13 protein-coding genes are annotated in these 16,741 nt (G+C 58.9%); 1 reads left to right on the top strand and 12 read right to left on the bottom strand.

The window, feature by feature from the left end; translation table 11 throughout:
- Nucleotides 1–38: 38 nt before the first annotated feature.
- The 4 genes from JIF53_RS09605 to JIF53_RS09590 form a co-directional block, all read right to left on the bottom strand.
- The gene (locus JIF53_RS09605; RefSeq protein ID WP_199452365.1) at nt 39–701 is read right to left on the bottom strand and encodes a fumarylacetoacetate hydrolase family protein; all 663 of its coding nucleotides are present in this window, start codon (nt 699–701) and stop codon (nt 39–41) included.
- Between the two features lie 14 nt (nt 702–715).
- Nucleotides 716–1,258, bottom strand: coding sequence for an adenine phosphoribosyltransferase (locus tag JIF53_RS09600; RefSeq protein WP_011786258.1), 543 nt, complete (start codon nt 1,256–1,258; stop codon nt 716–718).
- Nucleotides 1,259–1,289: 31 nt separating this feature from the next.
- Nucleotides 1,290–2,588: an NCS2 family permease gene (locus JIF53_RS09595; protein WP_011786257.1), complete on the bottom strand. Its 1,299-nt coding sequence runs from the start codon at nt 2,586–2,588 to the stop codon at nt 1,290–1,292.
- A gap of 132 nt (nt 2,589–2,720) precedes the next feature.
- On the bottom strand, nt 2,721–3,338 hold the full coding sequence (locus JIF53_RS09590) for a trimeric intracellular cation channel family protein (RefSeq protein ID WP_011786256.1): 618 nt from the start codon (nt 3,336–3,338) through the stop codon (nt 2,721–2,723).
- Between the two features lie 410 nt (nt 3,339–3,748).
- On the opposite strand from JIF53_RS09590, the gene JIF53_RS09585 reads away from it, so the two are divergent.
- Nucleotides 3,749–4,729: an NADPH:quinone oxidoreductase family protein gene (locus tag JIF53_RS09585; protein ID WP_199452364.1), complete on the top strand. Its 981-nt coding sequence runs from the start codon at nt 3,749–3,751 to the stop codon at nt 4,727–4,729.
- Between the two features lie 396 nt (nt 4,730–5,125).
- Here the strand turns inward: JIF53_RS09585 and JIF53_RS09580 are convergent, their stop codons facing one another.
- The 8 genes from JIF53_RS09580 to JIF53_RS09545 form a co-directional block, all read right to left on the bottom strand.
- Nucleotides 5,126–6,955, bottom strand: a complete 1,830-nt coding sequence (locus JIF53_RS09580; protein WP_199452363.1) for a long-chain-acyl-CoA synthetase — start codon at nt 6,953–6,955, stop codon at nt 5,126–5,128.
- Between the two features lie 68 nt (nt 6,956–7,023).
- Nucleotides 7,024–7,848, bottom strand: a complete 825-nt coding sequence (locus tag JIF53_RS09575) for an SDR family oxidoreductase (protein ID WP_199452362.1) — start codon at nt 7,846–7,848, stop codon at nt 7,024–7,026.
- Nucleotides 7,845–9,803: an acetyl/propionyl/methylcrotonyl-CoA carboxylase subunit alpha gene (locus JIF53_RS09570; RefSeq protein WP_199452361.1), complete on the bottom strand. Its 1,959-nt coding sequence runs from the start codon at nt 9,801–9,803 to the stop codon at nt 7,845–7,847. The genes JIF53_RS09575 and JIF53_RS09570 overlap by 4 nt, the downstream gene beginning before the upstream one ends.
- Before the next feature lie 217 nt (nt 9,804–10,020).
- Nucleotides 10,021–10,848 carry an enoyl-CoA hydratase/isomerase family protein gene (locus JIF53_RS09565; protein WP_199452360.1) on the bottom strand — a complete coding sequence of 276 codons (828 nt, stop codon included), beginning with the start codon at nt 10,846–10,848 and terminating at the stop codon, nt 10,021–10,023.
- 158 nt (nt 10,849–11,006) lie between these two features.
- A complete protein-coding gene (gene atuD, locus JIF53_RS09560; RefSeq protein ID WP_014422173.1) occupies nt 11,007–12,167 on the bottom strand; it encodes a citronellyl-CoA dehydrogenase in 1,161 nt (386 codons plus the stop codon).
- Nucleotides 12,168–12,197: 30 nt separating this feature from the next.
- Complete coding sequence (locus JIF53_RS09555) at nt 12,198–13,814, bottom strand: acyl-CoA carboxylase subunit beta (RefSeq protein WP_014422172.1); 1,617 nt, start codon at nt 13,812–13,814, stop codon at nt 12,198–12,200.
- 9 nt (nt 13,815–13,823) lie between these two features.
- Nucleotides 13,824–14,690, bottom strand: a complete 867-nt coding sequence (locus tag JIF53_RS09550) for an SDR family oxidoreductase (RefSeq protein WP_199452359.1) — start codon at nt 14,688–14,690, stop codon at nt 13,824–13,826.
- A 224-nt stretch (nt 14,691–14,914) separates the two neighbouring features.
- Nucleotides 14,915–16,711: an acyclic terpene utilization AtuA family protein gene (locus tag JIF53_RS09545; RefSeq protein WP_183576520.1), complete on the bottom strand. Its 1,797-nt coding sequence runs from the start codon at nt 16,709–16,711 to the stop codon at nt 14,915–14,917.
- Between the last annotated feature and the right edge of the window lie 30 nt (nt 16,712–16,741).

The following is a 16,741-nucleotide window of genomic DNA, read 5'->3' as shown; positions in this document are numbered from 1 at the left end:
GTTTGCAGCTCGTCTGAATATCCGTATCCGTGTTGCGTTCAGACCACTGTGGTCTCCACAAATAACACATCTTCCAGCTCCAGGGACAGAGTCTGGCCGCTGACAAGCGGGCCAACGCCTTTGGGCGTGCCAGTCAGCACCACATCGCCGGGTAACAGGGTGAACTGGGTGCTCATATGAGCAATCAGGGGCACGATCGGGTTCAGCATGTCGCCGGTATCCCCGGTCTGCTGGCGCTGGCCGTCGATATCCAGTGTGAAGCTCAGGTTGCCCTTGGCAAGTTGGTCGGCGGCAACGAATGGTGAAAGCGGGCAGGCGCCGTCGAAGGCCTTTGCGCGCTCCCAGGGGTGTCCCTTTTCTTTCAGGCTGCTTTGCACGTCCCGCAAGGTGAGGTCCAGGGCCAGGCCATAACCGAGAATGGCACTTTCCACTTCGCTGGCGGAGGCATTGGTCAGGGGGCGGCCGATAAGTACGGCCAGTTCGGTTTCAAAGTGCACCGCACCCTGGCCTCTGGGGTAGACCAGCGGGCGGGTGATATGAACCGCTGCGGTGGAGGGTTTGATAAACAGCAGCGGTTCTTCCGGTACCGGGTTGTTCAGCTCCCGGGCGTGTTCGGCGTAGTTGCGCCCCACACAAACGATTTTGCCAAGGGGAAGATGAACCGGTGTTCCATCTTTCCAGTGATGCTGATAATCGCCCATGGTGGCGCCTCCGCTCAGTCTCCTTCGAATGAGCAGACAGTATAAACCTGCAGACCTTCTTCCTGCAGCTTGCGTGAGCCACCCAGATCCGGCAGATCAATCATGGCTGCGACCTCTACGATTTCAGCACCGATACGGCGGATCAGACGGGTTGCGGCCAGCATGGTGCCGCCAGTGGCAATCAGATCGTCCACCAGGATGACCTTGTCGCCGGGTTTGAAAGCGTCTTCGTGTAGCTCGACGGAAGCCGTGCCGTATTCCAGTTCGTAGTCTTCCACCAGGGTGTCGAAGGGCAGTTTGCCCTTCTTGCGCACGAGTACCAGAGAGGCATTCAGCTCGTAGGCCAGCGCCGAGCCAATAATGAAGCCCCGGGCATCGACGGCGGCAACCGCATCAATGTGCTGGCCATGGTAGCGATGGACAAAGGCATCGATCAGTTTACGAAATGCCGTTTTGTCCTGAAGGACCGTGGTGATGTCCCGGAAGGAGACGCCGGGTTTGGGCCAGTCCGGCACAGTGCGGATGGCTTTCTTGATGCTCTCGGAAAAATAGTCCATGGGCGGATCCGGTGATTACTCTGGGCGCCGCTCAGGCGGCGTCCAGGAACATGAATTTCAGAACAAATACAACGGCAATGGTAACGACACTGGCGTTAAGATCGGACCAGCGGCCAGACAACGCCTTGATCACGGCGTAGGTGATGAAACCCAGGGCAATGCCGTTTGCAATAGAGAAGGTCAGCGGCATGGTCAGTGCTGTGACGATCGCTGGTGCGGCGTCGGTGATGTCATCCCAATCGATCAGTTTGAGGCCGCTTGCCATCAGCACGGCGACGTAGAACAGGGCCGGTGCGGTCGCATAGGCAGGGATGATGCTCGCGATCGGTGACAGCAGCAAACAGGCGAGGAAAAGCAGGGCGACGACAACCGCCGTCAGTCCTGTGCGACCACCGGCGGAAATGCCAGCGGTTGATTCGATATAGCTGGTGGTGGTTGAGGTACCCAGGGCTGCGCCTGACATGGTTGCGACGGAATCCGACATCAGAGCTCGTCCGAGACGGGGCAGCTTGCCATCTTTATCCAGCAATCCACCACGCTGGGCTGCTCCGATCAGGGTGCCGGAGGTATCGAAAAGATCCACGAACAGAAAGGCAAAGATAATGCTGATCATGCCAACATTCAGTGCGCCGGCCAGATCAAGTTGCATAAAGGTGGGGGCAAGGCTGGGTGGGGCAGACACAAAACCTTTGTATTCCACCATGCCAAGCATCATGGCGGCCACGGTAACAGCAAGGATGCCGATCATTACGGCGCCGGTGATTCTGCGGAATGAAAGTGCACAGATCAGTACGAATCCTGCGAAGAACAGCAGGCTCTCAGCCACTTTAATGTCGCCCAGACCCACAAGGGTCGCAGGGTTATCTACCACGATGCCGGCGTTTTTCAGTGCGATCAGAGCAAGAAAGAATCCGATGCCGGCGGAAATGCCAAAGCGTAAGGACATCGGAATGCTGTTGATGATCCATTCCCGGATCTTGACCACACTCAGAATGAAGAAAATAAACCCGGAGAGAAAGACAGCGCCCAGCGCCACTTCCCAGCTGTATCCCATACTGCCGACGACCGTGAACGAGAAAAAGGCGTTCAGGCCCATGCCGGGGGCCAGGGCAATTGGATAGTTTGCCCAGAGGCCCATAATCAGCGTACCGATGGTTGCGGCCAGACAGGTGGCCACGAAAACGGCTCCGAAATCCATGCCGGTGGACGACAGGATGCTGGGGTTGACCACGATGATGTAGGCCATGGTCAGGAAGGTGGTAATGCCAGCTACCACTTCTTTACGGACAGTGGTGCCGTGGGCCTGGAGTTGGAACAGTCGTTCAAGCATGACTTGGGTCTGCCTCTAGAATGCCTGGATTAGGGAGTTTGAAAGTCAGTTTGCGTGCGGAAAACGTGAATTGGGTGAAAAAACGGCAATGTTACCGGCTCAGGCGCCTCACGCCAAGGGATGATTCAGAGTTCAGTTCAGCATCTGGTCTCGTTGCAGGCGGATATCAAAGCGCACCGCGAGCATGCGAACAATCACGATAAACAGCAGGCCAATAGTCAGCGCCATGGATTCGCTCTCCAGCAACCACTGGCACACAAAGTACAGCCAGCAACCGGCGAAGGCGATAGAGGCGTAGATCTGGTCCTTGCGGAAAATAAAGGGAACTTCGTTGCACAGGGTGTCACGCAGGGCGCCGCCGAAGCAGCCTGTCATTACACCCAGCATGGAAGCGATAAACCAGGAGTGGCCCAGATCGAGAGCCAGTTGCGCACCGAGAATGGAAAAAATGCCAAGGCCGATGGCGTCCGGGAACACGATTCTCGATTCTTTCAGGGAATGGGCCCGGCTCCAGTAGCTGAACACGATTGCCATGGCCAGGATCATGATCGGCTGCTCCTGGTGCTTGATCCAGTACAGCGGGTGATTGTCCATGATCAGATCCCGCAATGTGCCGCCACCCAGAGCGGTAATAAAACCGATGGCAAAAACACCCACCGGATCCATGTTTTTGGACCGGGCGACGATCATGCCGGAAATGGCAAACGCCACAACGCCAATCATTTCAAGAGTATAGATGATGTCAAACATGGGGCAGCTCTGATCTGACGAAATTCGGTCCGGGGCGTGGGTGAAAGGCTGGAAGAATAGCGGAATTCGTCCCGGGATTCATCTTCAGGCGTTGATGGCCGATTCAGCCAATGTGATCTGTTACGCGACAGTTACGCGTATCACTGCCTTGTTTCCCGTTTGATTGATCCGGAGTACTGCAATATGGCCCTGATGCGTCTGGCCGCCGGTGTGATGATCATCGTCGCCGTGGTAGCGGGCGCTGTACTGTTCTGAATCCGTCGGCTTATCAGCCGGGCTTATTGCCATGAATAAGCAGCCTTGATTTGCTTCACGGGCTCTGTGCGTTTAGCTTGATCCTGGTCAATTACAACGTCAAATCAGACCCGCCCTGACGCCATCAGGGTAAGACAGACAGCCCAGGAGCAACCATGAAAGCCATTCTGTGCAAAGACTATGGCCCGGCAGAGAATCTGGTCATCGAAGACATTGCCAGCCCGGACGTAAAAGGCAGCGGCGTAAAAATCCGGGTCAAGGCTGCAGGCCTGAACTTCCCGGACACCCTGATCATTCAGGGCAAATACCAGTTCCAGCCGCCCATGCCGTTTTCCCCCGGTGGCGAATTGTCCGGTGAAGTGCTTGAAGTGGGCGAAAAAGTCAGCCGTTTCAAACCCGGAGACCGGGTAGCCGCCCTGACCGGCTGGGGTGCGTTTGCCGAAGAAGTGGTTGCTCCGGAATCCAACCTGTTGCCAATTCCGGACTCTATGTCCGATGAGAAAGCAGCGGCTTTCATGATGGTGTATGGCACCTCCTATTATGCGCTGAAACAGCGAGGCAACCTGCAGCCCGGCGAAACCCTGCTGGTACTCGGGGCCAGCGGCGGCGTCGGCCTGGCGGCGGTGGAGCTGGGCAAGGCTATGGGCGCGAAAGTGATCGCGGCGGCCAGCTCTGCTGAAAAACTCGCGGTGGTCAGGGAGGCCGGTGCTGATGAACTGGTGAACTACACCGAGGAATCGCTGAAAGATGCGGTGAAGAAACTGACCAAGGGTAAAGGTGTGGATGTGATCTACGACCCGGTCGGCGGAGATTTCACCGAACAGGCCCTGCGCACCATGGGCTGGAACGGCCGCCACCTGGTGATCGGCTTTGCTGCAGGGGATATCCCCAAGATTCCTGCGAACCTGACGCTGCTCAAGGGTTGTTCCGTGGTAGGCGTGTTCTGGGGTAGCTTCACCCAGCGCGAGCCGCAGACCAGCGCCCAGAACATGATGGAGCTGTTGCAGATGTATGCCGACGGCAAGATCGATCCCAAGGTCAGCGAAGTGTTCCCGTTCGAGGAATATGCGGCTGCGCTTGGGGCACTCACGGGGCGTCGGGCCACTGGCAAGATCGTTTTGCGGGTTGAAGAATAGTTCTTGGAGCCTGAGGGATAGCCTCCCTCCTAGCCTTTAGGTTTCGGTGTGGGCCGCGCTGGGGAACGCTTCCAAAAAACCGCTACAAGCACATCCATGTGCGCTTATTTCGGGCCATCCATGGCCCTCAAAATTTTTTGGAAGCGTTCCCCATCACGGCCGGTCAGCTTCACAGTAATAGTCAGGGAGAAAAGCTAGGTTTTTCAGTAAACTGACTATCACTCCTTGGCTCGGAAGTGAGTGCGGGGTGCCCCTCCCAAAAATGTCGGAGGCCATGGATGGCCGGAGAGAAGCGCACATGGATGTGCTTGTAGCGGTTTTTGGGAGGGGCACCCCGTACTCACTGTCACCAAGCGTTGCAGGCTAGGTTGTGAGGCCCCTCTCCAAAAGTCAGGATCAAAACCGAACATCCCCCGAATCAATATCCGAGACTAGCTCCGGAGTCAGCAACGTATAACCGGACGAACCGGGCAGCCAGGCGTAAACATCGTCTTCTGACCGCTCCAGCGAATAGCCGAGCTTCTGGATGTCCACCTTCCGGTACTTGAACGTCCCCGTCTTCTCGATGGCATTGGTCACCCGCACAAACACCGGCACCGCATAGGCCGGCAGATTCTCCTGCAGATAGTCAAACAGCTTGTTGATATCGAAGGCCGAACCATTGGACTGAGGCACCAGCGTTACCATGCCCGCCTTGCCGTTGGTTTTGGGAATCTCGACCCCGTACACAATGGCTTCCTCCACCATGCCGGAGCCATCAATGATATTTTCCACCTCCGTCGTCGATACGTTCTCTCCCTTCCAGCGGAAGGTGTCGCCCATGCGATCGACAAACTGCAGGTGACGGCAGCCGATTTCTTTTAATACATCACCGGTATTGAACCAGGCATCGCCTTTCTTGAAACCATCGCGCAGGATGGATTTCTCGGTGGCTTCCTTCTGGGTGTAGCCCTCGAATGCCCACTTCTTGTTGATCTCCCCGATCAACAGGCCAGGCTGGCCTTTTTCTACTTCCTCCAGACGGCCCTTGTCGTTGCGGATCGGGTCCCGGGTGCCTTCGTGGTACTTAACTAGTTTGTAGGGCGCGGTGGAGAAGCCCACGGTGTTGTCCATGTTGAAAAAGTTGCTGAAGCCGATATTGCCTTCTGATGAGGCATACAGTTCAGCCACCTTGTCGATGCCAAAACGTTCCTTGAATTCTTTCCAGATGGAGGGGCGCAGGCCGTTGCCGATCATTTTGGTCAGGCTGTGGTTGCGGTCCTGGCTGCCGGGAGGTTGATTCAGCAGGTAGCGGCACAGTTCGCCCACGTAGCCGAAGGTGGTGGCGTTGTAGCGTCGGACGTCGTCCCAGAAGGCGCTGGCGGAGAATTTTCGGCGCAGGGCGATGGCAGAGCCACCGGCGAGGACCGAGCCCCAGCACACCAGCAGGGCGGTGCCATGATACAGCGGCAGCGTACAATACAGGACGTCTTCCGGTTCCATGGCCAGGGAGAGCATGCCAAAGCCGCCGTAGGCTTTGATAAATTTGCGATGTGAACCGGGCGCCGCCTTGGGCAGGCCGGTGGTGCCTGAGGTGTAAAGATACACGGCGGTATCGCCCATGGTTACCGGGTCGCTCAGGACCGGGCGGGTTGAGGGCCGGCGGCTGACTTCCAAGGCCAGATTGACGTAGCCCTCCGGCGCGTCACCAAAGGTGTTCAGAGTGTTGCCGTCGTGCAGGTAGAGCAGGGGATGCGTGTGCCGGAGCTGAACCTCTCCACGAACCGACTCGGCATTGTCGATCAGTTCGCTACCAACCACCAGCAGTCGCGGCTCGATCAGGTTGATACTGTGGGCCAGCACTTTGCCTTTCTGGGAGGTGTTCAGCATGGCGCAGGCCACGCCGACCTTGGCTGCGCCAACCACGGTCGCCAGTAGTTCCGGTCGGTTTTCCAGCATTACCGCAATGGCATCGCCCTTTACCAGCCCCTGATCTTTCAGGTAATGGGCAATTCGATTGCTCCAGGCATCCAGTTCTGCCCAGGTAATGCTGCGATCATCGAAGAGAATGGCAGGGCGCGTGGGGTGTTTGTCAGCGTTGCGCTCCACCAGCTTGCCAAGGGTCAGCTCTTTTTTGTCGTCCTTTACCCGGTAGTAGTAAAGCCCTTTTGCCACGAAGGGAAATTTTTTCAGAACCGTGGGCAGGCTGCGCATGATGTCGCGTGCGGTTACGATGTCTTGGCTCATGGTGCGTCCGTTTCAGTCGTCATTGTCTTTGTAGGTTTTGAACCGCGGACCAACCCATTGCTCCGCGGCTAATCCAGGAACAGATCCGGCAGCAGTGGCTTGTTGCCTGCGGCATACCGGTAGTGTTCGAAGTCCTTCACGCCATCCTGGCGAAGTACATCCTCGTCAATCAGCGCTTGCCCGGTCAGTTCGTCCGCACTGCGGGACAGTATGCTGACCGCGGCATCGGCCATGATTTCCGGCTTTCGTCCCTGCGCCATCAATTGAGGTCCGCCCACTTCGTGTTCTATGGCGGCAGTGGCAATCAGAGTCTTTGGCCACAGGCAGTTCACGGCAATGCCATAGCGTCGGAACTCCTCGGCCATGCCCATGCTGAGCATGGTCATTCCGTATTTTGTGGTGGTATAGGGCCCGTACTGGGAAAACCACCGGGTATTCAGGTTCAGCGGCGGCGACAGGCTGAGAATGTGGCCACCGGATTCCTTCAGCCAGGGCAGGGCCGCCTGACTGCAGGTGAATACGGCCCGGGCGTTGACCTGATGCATCAGGTCGTATCGGCTCACTTTCAGGTTTTCGACACCGGTCAGCCGTATCGCCCCGGCGTTGTTCACCAGGGCATCGATACCGCCAAAATAACCGGCGGCTTCGTCGATTCGCTGGCGGACCTGTCGTTCATCCCGCACGTCCAGTACCAGCGGTAGCGCCTGGCCTCCGGCATTGCGAATTTCCTCAGCGACCGTGTGGATGGTGCCGGGTAGTTTCGGATGCGGGGTATCGGTTTTCGCTGCAATGACAACGTTGGCGCCTTCCCGGGCACAGGCCAGGGCAATGGCCCGGCCGATTCCCCGGCTGCCGCCCGTTATAAACACTGTGCGCTGTTGTAGCCGGCTCATGATTCTGCCTCCTCAGTGGTTTGCACGTCTGCCAGAAGTTGGCCACGCTTGACCTGGTCTCCTTTGCGGGCGAGCAACTGGCCAACGGTGCCCGTGCGGTCCGCCTTAACCGGATGCTCCATTTTCATGGCTTCCAGAATCACTAGGGTCTGGCCCTGTTCCACCTGATCTCCCTCTGCCACCAGTACATCAATAATGGCACCGTCCATAGTGGCCTGGATCTTGCCGCTGCCGGCGCCCAGGGCACCTTGGGCGGGTTGGTGCGTAATATCCCGAACGCACCAGGAACGGCCGAACGCCTGCAAATATAGGGAATCTCCGCTCCGGTGGTATTGGCACCGCTGACGAACCCCGTTGTCGATAATGCACAGCAGGCCTGGTTCCTGGCTTTGCAGGTGCAGTTCATAGTGTTCTTCGCCGTGAGCCACCAGCAGTTTGTGGCCACTGTGCCGAACCAGCAGTTCCACGGTTTCGTCCCGGGCCTCAAGTTTCATCGGCATGACGGTGGCGGGGGCGTTACTCCAGCCTTTCTGGGCGGATTGGCCGAGGCTCAATGCGCAGGCGCTCAGGGCCAGCTCGCGGATGGTGAGCGGCTGGGGCGCCAGTGACGGATCATCCTTGAAGGCCTGCTGCAGGAAGGCCGTGGTGGCTTCACCGGCACCAAAGGTGTCATCGGCGATGATGCGGCTGAGGAAATGGCGGTTGGTGGTCACACCAAAGACTGTGGTGTCTTCCAGCGCCCGGATCAGGCGGCGACGGGCTTCGTCCCGGTTCTGGCCCCAGGCGATGACTTTCGCCAGCATGGGATCGTAGTGGGGGCTGACCACGTCACCGGAGCGCACGCCGGTATCAAACCGCAGTCCTTCGCCTTCGGCCGGAGTGAACAGGTGCAGGGTGCCGGTTTGCGGGGTGAAACCGCTGGCCGGGTCTTCGGCGTAAAGTCGTACTTCGATGGCGTGGCCATTGAGTTGGATGTCATCCTGGGCCAGAGGTAGTGGGCGGCCTTCAGAGACCATCAACTGCCAGGCCACCAGATCCTGGCCGGTAATCAGTTCGGTGACCGGATGCTCTACCTGCAGGCGAGTATTCATTTCCAGGAAGTAGAAACTGCGGTCTTTGTCGACCAGAAATTCCACGGTACCGGCGCCCTCGTAACCGCAGGCCAGGGCTGCTTTGACAGCAGCTTCGCCCATGGCCTTACGCAGTTCCGGGGTAACAAAAGGTGAGGGCGCTTCCTCGACCACTTTCTGGTGCCGGCGCTGGACGGAGCAGTCCCGCTCGCCCAGGTAAACGGCGTTGCCATGGCGGTCTGCAAAAACCTGGATTTCTACGTGCCGGGGTTCGATGACCGCTTTTTCGATGATCAGTTCGTCGTCACCGAAGGCCTGTTTGGCTTCTGAGCGGGCCCTCTTAATGTTGTCGGCCAACTCGCTCTCGCTCTCGACCAGGCGCATGCCCCGGCCGCCGCCACCTGCGGAGGCTTTGAGCATGAGGGGGTAGCCGATGCCCTGGGCTGCGGCGATGAGTTCATCATCACTGGCGTTGTTGCCCTCGTAGCCAGGGACTACGGGCACGCCGGCTTCCTGCATGGCGATTTTCGAGCGGCGTTTGCTGCCCATGAGTTCAATGGCGTTTTCGGGAGGGCCTACAAAGGTGAGGCCGGCCTGTTTGACGGCTTTGGCGAAGCCGGAGTTTTCGGAGAGGAAGCCGTAGCCCGGGTGGATGCAGTCGGCGCCTGTTTTCCTTGCGGCATCGAGGATGGCGTCGGCGTTGAGGTAAGACGCAGCAACCTGTGCCGGGCCGATGCAGACGGCTTCGTCGGCTTGTTCAACGTGCAGGGCGTTGGCGTCGGCTTCGGAGTAGACGGCAACGGTTCGGTAGCCCAGCGCCTTGGCTGTACGGATGACCCTGACGGCGATTTCGCCTCGGTTAGCGATTAAAAGTTTTTTTAGCATACGCGTTACCTATCTGGTTACTTTGCCGCCTGGGTTGGGTGCTCGTCCGCACCACCACCAGGGTGGGCTTCCGGAAAACCGCTACAAGCACGTCCATGTGCGCTTCTCTCCGGCCATCCATGGCCTCCGACATTTTCCGGAAGCCCACCCTGCCAGTGGCGCTCCCCGAACCTTGTCGGAGTCTGCCCAACTACGGTCAATAGACATTATTTAGTTGTTATTGATTGGGGAGCTCTGCCCACTTGGGCTCACGCTTCTGCATAAATGCCATCGTGCCTTCCGCCCCCTCCGGCCCCCGGATGGCGGCCGCGAATTTTTCAGCGGCGTCATCGAGTAAACCGGCCATGGCTTCATGTCCCACCCGATGCAGTAAGGCCTTGGTTTCTGCCGTGGCGTCGGGGGCGCACAGGCGTACCCGTTCCAGAGCCTGGTTCAGCATGTCGCTTAGCTGTTCTTCGGATTCCGCAACCTGGTGAACGATGCCGAGTGTGCAGGCTTCCGTTGCGTCGATTCTCAAACCTAGCAGCGCCAATCGACGGGCCTGGGTCAGGCCGATACGTTCGACAACGAACGGGGCGATCTGGGCCGGGATGACGCCGAGGGTGGTTTCCGGCATACCGAATTTGGCAGTCGGGCCGGCGATGGCCAGGTCGGAGACGCAGGCCAGGCCGAAGCCGCCGCCCATGACGGCGCCTTCGGTGATGGCGATGACGACTTTGGAGGATTCGTTGACTTGCTGGATCATCTGGCCGAAGGCGCGGTTGAGTTTGTAGAACGGGTCATCGCGGCCTTCGCCGGCTTTCTGGCTCCGGGCGCCGGCCATGTCTTTGATATCGCCGCCGGCGCAGAAATGTCCACCTGCGCCGCGGATGACGGCGGCGCGGATGCTGATGTCGTTTTCGATCTCGCTGAAGATGGTGGACAACTCAGCGACCATCTGCAGACTCATAGCGTTGCGGACGTCCGGGCGGTTGATGGTGATGAACAGGGTAGGGCCCTGTTTTTCGAGAATCAGGGTTTCGCATTGTGGTAGTTGGTATTCCATACAGGACTCCACGTAAAACGTTTGGGGCCATGAGGCGGGGTTCCCCTTCCGGGACCGTTGAGGGCCATGGACGGCCCGAAACGAGCCCACAGGGAAGTGCTTGTAGGCGTGTCCCGGAAGGGGAACCCCGCCTCATGGCCTTCCGCCAAACTAAATGCTCAGTCGCGTTTCTTGCCAGGCAAGGTGCCCATCAGCTTGCAGATGATGCCCAGCATGATTTCGTCGGCACCGCCGCCGATGGAGACCAACCGCACATCGCGGTAAGCCCGTGACAGGGGGTTGTCCCACATGTAACCGTTGCCACCCCAGAACTGCAGGCAAGCATCGGTCACTTCTCGACCCAGACGCCCGGCCTTCAGTTTCGCCATCGACGCCAGCTTGGTGACATCTTTGCCCTCAACGTGCAGCTCACAGGCCTGATAAGTCAGCGCGCGCAGCGCTTCGATTTCGGTCTGTAACTCCGCCAGGCGGAAATGGATGTACTGGTTGTCGATGAGCGGCTGGCCAAAGGTCTTGCGCTCGCGGCAGTATTCAATGGTCTGCGTGACACAGTTTTCCAGGGCCTTGATTACGTTGGCGGCCCCCCACATGCGCTCCTCCTGGAACTGCAGCATCTGCATCATAAAGCCGGTGCCTTCTGCGCCGATGCGGTTGCGTTGGGGAATTCGCACGTCGTCCAGAAACACCTGGGCGGTTTCTGATGAGCGCATGCCCAGCTTGTTCAGGTGCGGGCTGAAGGTGATGCCCGGTGTGTTCATGGGCACGATCATAAGGGTTTTATTCTTGTGGGGTTTGTCGTCGCTGGTGTTGGCCAGCAGACACATGAAATCCGCTTTCGGGGAGTTGGTGATCCACATCTTGGAGCCGTTGATGACGTAGTCATCGCCGTCTTTCTTAGCCGTGGTTTTCAGGCCGGCCACATCGGAGCCTGCGCCCACTTCACTCACACCGATACAGCCCACCATATCGCCGGCAATAGCCGGGGCCAGGAAATCCCGTTTCAGTTCATCGGAACCGAAGCGCGCAATCGCGGGGGTACACATGTCGGTCTGTACGCCCACGGCTAGCGGAACACCGCCGCACTTGGCCATGCCCAGTTCTTCAGCAGCCACGAGGTTGTAGCTGTAATCCAGACCCATGCCGCCGTATTCCTCCGGCTTCTGAATGCCCAGCAGGCCCAGGTTGCCGAGTTTCTTGAACAGATCGTGAATGGGAAACTCGCCGGCTTCCTCCCATTCATCGCAGTGCGGATTGATTTCCTTTTCGACAAAATCGCGGACGGTCTTTCTGAGGGCTTCGTGTTCGGCTGTGAATTTCATTGTTGTTCTCCCGGTAAATCAGTGTGGAAATCAGAAACGGGCGACGCCGTAAACGTTGGGTCGCAGTGGTCGTTGTTCGGCTTCACGGCAAACGGAAAGCACCATGGCCAGAACACGGCGGGTATCCCGAGGATCGATCAGGCCGTCGTCCCAGAGCCTGGCAGTTCCGTAAAGGGCGGTGGAGCCGTCTTCCAGCTTTTTGGCGGTGGCCTGTTCCAGGAACGACAGAGTCTTTTCGTCCGGCTCGATACCACTTTTGCGTTGTTTTTCTTCAGCCACGATGCGCATCACCTTCCCGGCCTGGGCGGGGCCCATGACGGCGGTGCGGCTGTTGGGCCAGGCGAAGATAAATCTCGGGTCCAGGCCCCGGCCGCACATGGCGTAGTTGCCGGCGCCGTAGGAACCGCCCACCACCACGGCGAGTTTTGGTACCCGGCAGTTGGCCACGGCCTGAATCATCTTCGACCCGTGTTTGATGATGCCGTTCTGTTCGGAGTGGGTACCGACCATAAATCCGGTGGTGTTATGCAGAAACAGGATAGGCGTGCCTGCCTGATCGCAAAGCTGGATAAACTGCGCCGCCTTGGCGGAGCCGGCAGGGGTGATCGGGCCGTTGTTGCCGATGATGCCTACGCTGTGACCTTGAATACGGATGGTGCCGCACACCGTCTGACTGTCGTAGTCGTTCTTGAAATCCAGGAACCGGGAGCCATCGGCGATGCGGGCCAGGATCTCTCGCACGTCATAGGGCTTCTTGGCGTCGGAAGGAATCACGCCCAGCAGCTCGTCCGCCGGATACAGCGGCTCATCCCACTGTGGTTCCTGGCGTAGCGGCAGGTTTTCGTTCCAGGGCAGGGCGCCCAGAATCTCCCGGGCCTGCCGGATGCCATCAGCATCGTCTTCCGCCAGGTATTCGGCGGTGCCGGCAACGGTGGCGTGCATTTCTGCTCCACCCAGTTCCTCATCGGTGGCGACCTCACCGGTCGCGGCTTTTAAAAGCGGCGGGCCGGCCAGGAACATCTTCGCCTGCTCGCGTACGGTAATTACGTAATCCGACAGGCCCGGCTGATAGGCCCCGCCGGCAGTGGCGTTGCCATGGACGACGGTTACCTGTGGAATACCGGCTGCAGACATCCGGGCCTGGTTCGCAAAGCCCCGGGCGCCAAGCACGAAGATATCGGTGGCATAGTTAAGGTTGGCGCCGCCGGATTCAGACAAGGACACCACAGGCAGCTTGTTCTCCATGGCGATCTGCTGCAGGCGCAGGGTCTTGTCCAGACCGGCGGGGGTAATGGTTCCGCCCTTGATGGCGCTGTTGCTTGCGACCACCAGGCAGCGTACTCCGGCTACTCTGCCTATGCCGGCAATAATACCGCCGCCAGCCATGGAACCGTCTTTGTCATCGTGCATCTTGTAACCGGCCAGTGAACACAGCTCCAGAAACTCACTGCCACGATCCAGCAGCCGATTGATACGATCCCGCGGTAGCAGCTTGCCCCGCTTGGTAAACTTCTCCCGGGCCGATTCCGCCAGGTCCAGAACCTTCTGCTCCACATCCCGGAAAGTCGAGATATGCGCTTCCATGGCCTCGACATTGGCCCGGAATTCGTCGGACTGGGGGCTTATTGTTGTTTCCAGTACCTGCATGGGAAATCCTTAGTCGTCACTCAACACTTTCGGCGTTACCGCCCGATGGAAACCGTTGTAGGGCTCGTTATTCTCCGCCTTCGGCATCGGCCACACACGCCCACCCTGGGATGCCGCACCGTCAATCCGCAGACAATCGCCACTGATAAACGCCGCCCCCGGGCTAAGCAGGAAGCAGATCGCCGAACTCACCTCTGATTCTGTACCCATCCGCTTGATCGGCACCGCATCCGCCAGGCTGCGAATCCACGACTTCATGTGGGCCGGGTAGTTGTCCATCCCGCTGGACGCAATCCACCCCGGCGCCACCGCATTCACCCGAACCCCGGACGGTGCCCATTCGACCGCGGCTGTCTGGGTGAAATTCACCATACCGGCCCGGGCTGCGCCAGAGTGCCCCATGCCGGGCATGCCACCCCACATATCTGCCACGATATTTACAATCGCACCGCCGGACTTGCTCAAGGCCTGGGTATAGGCCTCCCTGGCCATCAGGAAACCGCCGGTCAGATTCGTGCGCACCACGGTTTCCCAACCCTTCTGGTTAATGCCCGTTAACGGAGACGCAAACTGCCCGCCGGCATTGTTCACCACCCCGTTCAGACCGCCGTGGGTCTCAATAATGGCCTTCACCGTGGTCTTGACCGACTCCTCCTCGCGAATATCGCAGGCATGGGCGCTGGCAATACCGCCGTCTTCCTCAATTTCGGCCTTAACCGCGTCTACCTTCTCCTGCTTACGACCCACCAGCGCAACCCGGGCACCGAGCGCCGCCAGTTCGTGAGCCGTGCAGCGGCCAATCCCCGAACCGCCACCGGTGACAATAAAAACCTGGCCTTCAAACAAGCCCGGGCGAAGAACAGACTGATAACTCATACAAAATTCCCTATTCCAATCCAAAGAATCCACGAAAAACGTTCGGGCGCTCCGCCGGGGTACAGCCTTCCGGGACTGTGCGCAGCAGGGAAGCTGCGCTCAAGCCTACACGGACGCATTTACGGCGTGTCCCGGAAGGCTGTACCCCGGTGGGGCGCTTGCACCCAAGCTCAGGGAAGTAATGCCCTGTCGGGGCTCTTGCCCCAGAACCGGGGTTAATACATTCATTGAGGAACCAGATTCGAAGGCACAGGCACCGGAAACTCCAGCAACTGCTGAGCAAACGCCTTACCCTGCGGATCAATCCGAAGCGACGCCACACCGCCGCCACCTAGACTGTGCTCCAGCAAGAAATTGAACGCATGCAACCCAGGCATAGACCAGCGAGTCACCTTGCCGGACTCAGGATTCAGCGTATGAGCCATCCACTCGGCCACCGCCTGTTCCGTTAACGCAGCCTCAATATAAGGAACATACTCTCGATCCCGCGCGATCACCCCGATATTGCTGTGATCGCCCTTATCCCCGGACCGCGCCCAAGCCAGCTTGAGCAGCGGCACTGTGGTATCCGTTGCCACCTCCATCCGGGACTCCGGCTCAGCCGCGAGATCGCCCGGATTGAAACCACCTTCGGTCGCTACCTCCACCTCAGACTTCTCACTTGCCAGATCCACCGAAACCGCCACCTCCGATTTCGGTACCAGACAGGAATACAAACGAATCTTCGGCCACACGGTTGGCCGACCGCCGACAATACCGGTGATGCCAGGCGCCATACCGGTAGCGGCCTGGGCAATTTCCCTGGAAAACAGTACCAGGGCTTCTTTCTTCGGATGGGCGGTGGCAATCTTCACCACCACTTCCCGGCATTGGTCGCCCTTGCCATGGGGGCCATAGGTAGTCTCGGTGCCCAGCAATTCGATACTGGTTTCGGAATAATCCGGCAGGCCGCGCTCGGCAAACATCGCTGACGTCCTGGCCAGAATAGCTTGCGCCACTCGTTGTGCTTTGGCGCGGGCATCAAGGCCGGCCAGCAGGAACGTCACCGTGCACTTGAATCCATCTGGCCAGGTGCCTGACACCTTGTAGCTGTCCGTCGGCGGCACTCCCCTGGCACCGGAAACCCGGACCTGGTCCTTGCCGATTTCCTCCAGTGTCACCTGAGTGAAATCGCAGGTTACATCTGGCAGCAGGTAAGCCCGTGGGTCGCTAATCTCATACACCAGTTGCTCGCCCACAGTGCCCCGGCTGACCATGCCGCCGGTGCCCTCGGGTTTGGTCATCACAAAATCGCCAGAGGCGCTGACCTCGGCGATGGGAAAACCCATATTGGCGTAGCCATCAGCCACCTGTTCCCAGTCGGTGAAATTACCGCCGGTAGACTGGGCGCCGCATTCCAGCAAGTGCCCGGCCAGGCTGCCCTGAGCCAGTTTGTCGTAGTCGTTCCAGCGCCAGCCGAATTCATGCACCAGCGGCGCCAGCACCAGCGCACTGTCTGCGACACGGCCGGTGATAATGATGTCGGCACCCTGTTCCAGGGCCGCCACCAGGCCGGGCGCACCCAGATAGGCGTTCAGGCTCACCATCATGGCGGGGAAGGGCTGACCGGTGGTCATTTCAGTAATGCCGGCATCGGCCAGCTTTTTCTTTTTCATCAACAGATCATCGCCGAGCACCAGCGCAATCTTCAGATCGACGCCGGCCTTTTCACACAGGGCCTGCAGAGCATCGCGGCAAGCCACCGGGTTTACTCCACCGGCATTGGCCAGAACCCGGATGCCTTTATCCTTTATCTCGCCGAGCAGAGGCGCCATCACCGTCTGCACAAAATCCCGGGCGTAGCCCTGAGTCGGGTCTTTCATCTTCTGGCCGGCCATGATCGACATGGTGATCTCGGCCAGGTAATCGGCGACCAGGTAATCAATATTGCCCTGGCGTACCAGTTGGGCAGCGGCTGTTTCGGTATCGCCCCAGAAAGCGGCGGAGCAACCGATACGGATGGTTTTGTTGGCGTCTGACATGTTCTTGGCCTTGTTCTGATACCCGCACTG

It is taken from the genome of Marinobacter sp. bablab_jr008 (genome assembly GCF_016464145.1).
GTDB classification, from domain to species: Bacteria; Pseudomonadota; Gammaproteobacteria; order Pseudomonadales; family Oleiphilaceae; genus Marinobacter; species Marinobacter nauticus.
This window is presented reverse-complemented; position numbering and strand designations above follow the sequence as displayed.

Excerpts from the sequence above, each read along its gene's own strand:
- JIF53_RS09605 (WP_199452365.1), bottom strand. The coding sequence starts at position 701 with ATGGGCGATTATCAGCATCACTGGAAAGATGGAACACCGGTTCATCTT.
- JIF53_RS09600 (WP_011786258.1), bottom strand. The coding sequence starts at position 1,258 with ATGGACTATTTTTCCGAGAGCATCAAGAAAGCCATCCGCACTGTGCCG.
- JIF53_RS09595 (WP_011786257.1), bottom strand. The coding sequence starts at position 2,588 with ATGCTTGAACGACTGTTCCAACTCCAGGCCCACGGCACCACTGTCCGT.
- JIF53_RS09590 (WP_011786256.1), bottom strand. The coding sequence starts at position 3,338 with ATGTTTGACATCATCTATACTCTTGAAATGATTGGCGTTGTGGCGTTT.
- JIF53_RS09585 (WP_199452364.1), top strand. The coding sequence starts at position 3,749 with ATGAAAGCCATTCTGTGCAAAGACTATGGCCCGGCAGAGAATCTGGTC.
- JIF53_RS09580 (WP_199452363.1), bottom strand. The coding sequence starts at position 6,955 with ATGAGCCAAGACATCGTAACCGCACGCGACATCATGCGCAGCCTGCCC.
- JIF53_RS09575 (WP_199452362.1), bottom strand. The coding sequence starts at position 7,848 with ATGAGCCGGCTACAACAGCGCACAGTGTTTATAACGGGCGGCAGCCGG.
- JIF53_RS09570 (WP_199452361.1), bottom strand. The coding sequence starts at position 9,803 with ATGCTAAAAAAACTTTTAATCGCTAACCGAGGCGAAATCGCCGTCAGG.
- JIF53_RS09565 (WP_199452360.1), bottom strand. The coding sequence starts at position 10,848 with ATGGAATACCAACTACCACAATGCGAAACCCTGATTCTCGAAAAACAG.
- atuD (WP_014422173.1), bottom strand. The coding sequence starts at position 12,167 with ATGAAATTCACAGCCGAACACGAAGCCCTCAGAAAGACCGTCCGCGAT.
- JIF53_RS09555 (WP_014422172.1), bottom strand. The coding sequence starts at position 13,814 with ATGCAGGTACTGGAAACAACAATAAGCCCCCAGTCCGACGAATTCCGG.
- JIF53_RS09550 (WP_199452359.1), bottom strand. The coding sequence starts at position 14,690 with ATGAGTTATCAGTCTGTTCTTCGCCCGGGCTTGTTTGAAGGCCAGGTT.
- JIF53_RS09545 (WP_183576520.1), bottom strand. The coding sequence starts at position 16,711 with ATGTCAGACGCCAACAAAACCATCCGTATCGGTTGCTCCGCCGCTTTC.